The 2827-nt window shown below is 71.5% G+C and carries 4 protein-coding genes; all 4 read left to right on the forward strand.

From position 1 onward, the window contains the following. Positions 1 to 169: 169 nt before the first annotated feature. Entirely contained in the window at positions 170 to 1222 is a 1053-nt protein-coding gene (locus V7Q31_RS18510; RefSeq protein ID WP_333835315.1) for a hypothetical protein, read from the forward strand. 304 nt (positions 1223 to 1526) lie between these two features. Further along, positions 1527 to 2030, forward strand: a complete 504-nt coding sequence (locus V7Q31_RS18515) for a DUF7007 domain-containing protein (protein WP_333835316.1) — start codon at positions 1527 to 1529, stop codon at positions 2028 to 2030. Positions 2031 to 2041: 11 nt separating this feature from the next. Then, a complete protein-coding gene (locus V7Q31_RS18520) occupies positions 2042 to 2551 on the forward strand; it encodes a hypothetical protein (protein WP_333835317.1) in 510 nt (169 codons plus the stop codon). Positions 2552 to 2561: 10 nt separating this feature from the next. Then, positions 2562 to 2827: hypothetical protein (locus V7Q31_RS18525; protein WP_333835318.1), on the forward strand; the 266-nt coding region annotated here is incomplete at its 3' end.

A 2827-nucleotide genomic window follows, 5' to 3' on the forward strand; every position in this document is an offset into this window, starting at 1 on the left:
TACGCGAGCGCCCCACCAAGAACCCTGCCGCCTGTGGCGTCCGACCGATCGCCAAGAGACAGGCTTGATCGACGACGGGGTGTAAGCAGGATTTTAGGTAATTCCTGCGAGAGTAGCCGCTGTATTGGGTGTGCCACTGCGCGGCTACGGCATTTTGGAGAGTTCATTCATGGCAGACATTGAGCGGTCGCCGCTGTCGCGCGACGCTTTCGCAGAGCTTGTCGTCGCGCGCCTGCCCGACAACAACGCCAGCGAGATCACGCCGGCCGACGTGCGCATCGTCTTTGACGGGCTCGCCGACAGCGCCTTGTGGCACGACGAGGCCGCTGCAGGGGCGAGCGCCTACGATGTCGCTGTCGCCAACGGGTTCCAAGGCGATGTGGCGGCCTGGCTCGGCTCGCTGATCGGTCCTGAGGGACCGCGGGGCGTTGAAGGGCCGCGGGGAGCTGAAGGCCCGGCGGGCGTGTCCGGACCCGCCGGCCCGGAGGGCCCTGCGGGGCAGGCCGGCCCCGAGGGACCAAAGGGCGATCAGGGCGAGAGCGGCCGCGCGGTGACCGGCGTGCGGCAGGTGACCGCCTCGCGCATCGAGATCGGCGCCGCAGACGACGGGGCCGTCATCCGATCGCTGGCGGACACGGTGACCGAGGTGGTCCTGCCGACGGACGGCTCCGTTGCCCTGCCGCTGGGCGCGGTCGTGCACGCGTTGCAGGACGGCGATGGCCTCGTTCGCTTTGTCGCCGAGAGCGGGGCCGCGCTTGTCGTCCCGGAGATGTTCCTGCCGGAGACGCGCTTCCGACACGGCGCGATCACCGCGGTGAAGATCGCGCCGGACACCTGGCGCGTGAGCGGCGACGCCGCGTTCGCGCAGAACGTTTTTCTGGAGTCGGACGGCGGCGCGGCTTCCGGCGTGCTGACGCTGCCGGACCTGTCCATCACGCTCAGCGCCGAGCATTCGGGGGCGATCATCGAGACCGCCGCCGCCGCGCCGGTGACGATCCTCGCGCCGGTCGCGGACGACATTCCGGTCGGCGCGGTCATCAAGATCGTGCAGGCCGGCGCTGGTACGGTGCGCTTCGACGCGGCCGCTGACGCGACGTTGCTCTATTGCGGCACGAAGGCGCCGCACACCGCCGGCCCCAACGCGCTGGTGGCGCTCTACAAGACGGCCCGCGGGACATGGCGGATGACTGGCGATCTGGCCCTGCTGAAATCCTTCGCCTGAGCCCTCCTCTCCTGCGCCGCCCTTCGCGCTCGAAGGGCGGCGCAGGAGGGGGCCTTCAAGCACGAAGGGTGGCGCCGGGCGGTGTCGCCCGCAGCCAACCCCGCCACCTCCGCGGAACGTTGCCTGAGGCCAGTCGCGGCCATGTCTCGGCGGCAGTCGTGCTGCGACGCGAACGAGCGTCCCGCGTCCATCCCGATCGGGCGCGCTGATCCGAGCAGCGTGGCTGCATCCCCACCGCCTGCAGAGCAGGGTCCGGCATCCGCCTTTCGACCGCGTCCCGCGGTCGAAAGAAAGGATTCGGCCCATGACCGCGCGCACCCTTCACCCCGACGCACCGCGCCCCGGCCACGCCAGCCCGTGGGGGGCGATCCAGCACGTCGCGCCGCTCGTCGACGGCGTCGTCTTTGTCTCGACCGCAAGCCATCGCGGCGCGTGGCTGTCGCCCGAAGCGCAGGCGCGCATCCCTGAGGCTATCCGGCCCATGCATGGACGGACGTGGTTTGAGGAAGACTGCGAGATCTGGGCGGTCCTGCTCGTCTTCGGCGTCCACGACGCCGAGAACAGCCGCAGCCGCGCCGTCGAAGCGCTCGCGCACTGGAAGCCCGACTGGCTCGACGCGATCGCGCCGCTCGCGGGCTGCGTCAACGCCGCCCAGGTCCGCCGCATCCGCGACCTGCACGAAAGCTACGCCACAGACGTCAGGCCGGACATCGACGCATGGCGACGCGGCAGCGTCAACGGCGCCGTCGAAGGCTGGGTCGGCGAGGTGTGGTTCACCGTCTCCGCCGCCGGCGAAGCGGTCGGTTGAGGGAGGCGATCATGACGCAGACGCCCTTCCATCAACCGCACACCCATACCGAACTCGTGCTCGGCGCGGTCACGCCCTGGGGCTCGCTGCTCGAGGCCGACGAATTCGTCGGGCCGCTCGTCGCCGTCACGGCGCGCTACGGCCAGGGCGTCTTCCTGCCCGACCACGCCCGGGCGCGGCTAGACGGCCTCGCCTCGCCGCACGGCCAGGCCTGGTGGGGCTGGAGCGTGGGCGCCGCGGCCGCAGCGCTCGCCTGCTGCGCCGACGAGCCGCTGGCCAACATCTGGATCAACACGCTCTACGCCGAGCGGCCGGACTGGCTCGACACGCTCGCACCGCGCTGCGGACTGCCGAACGCCGCGCAGGTCCAGCGCATCCGCGTCCTGCACGAGCGGTTCAACCTCGACGGCCTTCCTACCTTGCGCGCCTTCGCCCGCGAGGACGACACCGGCATGGTCCATGGCTGGATCGGAGACAGGCTCTTCGTCGGGATCGAGCCCGACGGCCGGGCGCACTCGTGAGCGCCCGGCGATGAACGCGATCCTCCTGCGCATCCTGCGCCACGACGCGCGCGCCTGGTACGGCGAGGCCGGCGATCCCGACGCGATCCGGCGCGCCGTGCGTTGGGGCGCGGCCACCGTCCGCCACGCGCTGGCAAGCCCGGGCGGGCATGTCTGGATCGCGCCCCATGGCGTGGCCGTCCACTACACCAGGCCCGGCTACGGCGACTGCCGCTTGCAGGCCTGCACCCTGCCGACCTGCGGCACGGCGCTCGCGGCGATCGTCGCCGGCGTCCC

The organism is Rubrimonas sp., from assembly GCF_036788415.1.
Lineage (GTDB): Bacteria > Pseudomonadota > Alphaproteobacteria > Rhodobacterales > Rhodobacteraceae > Rubrimonas.

Coding starts and splice junctions, on each gene's coding strand:
- V7Q31_RS18510 (WP_333835315.1), top strand. CDS start 170: ATGGCAGACATTGAGCGGTCGCCGCTGTCGCGCGACGCTTTCGCAGAG.
- V7Q31_RS18515 (WP_333835316.1), top strand. CDS start 1,527: ATGACCGCGCGCACCCTTCACCCCGACGCACCGCGCCCCGGCCACGCC.
- V7Q31_RS18520 (WP_333835317.1), top strand. CDS start 2,042: ATGACGCAGACGCCCTTCCATCAACCGCACACCCATACCGAACTCGTG.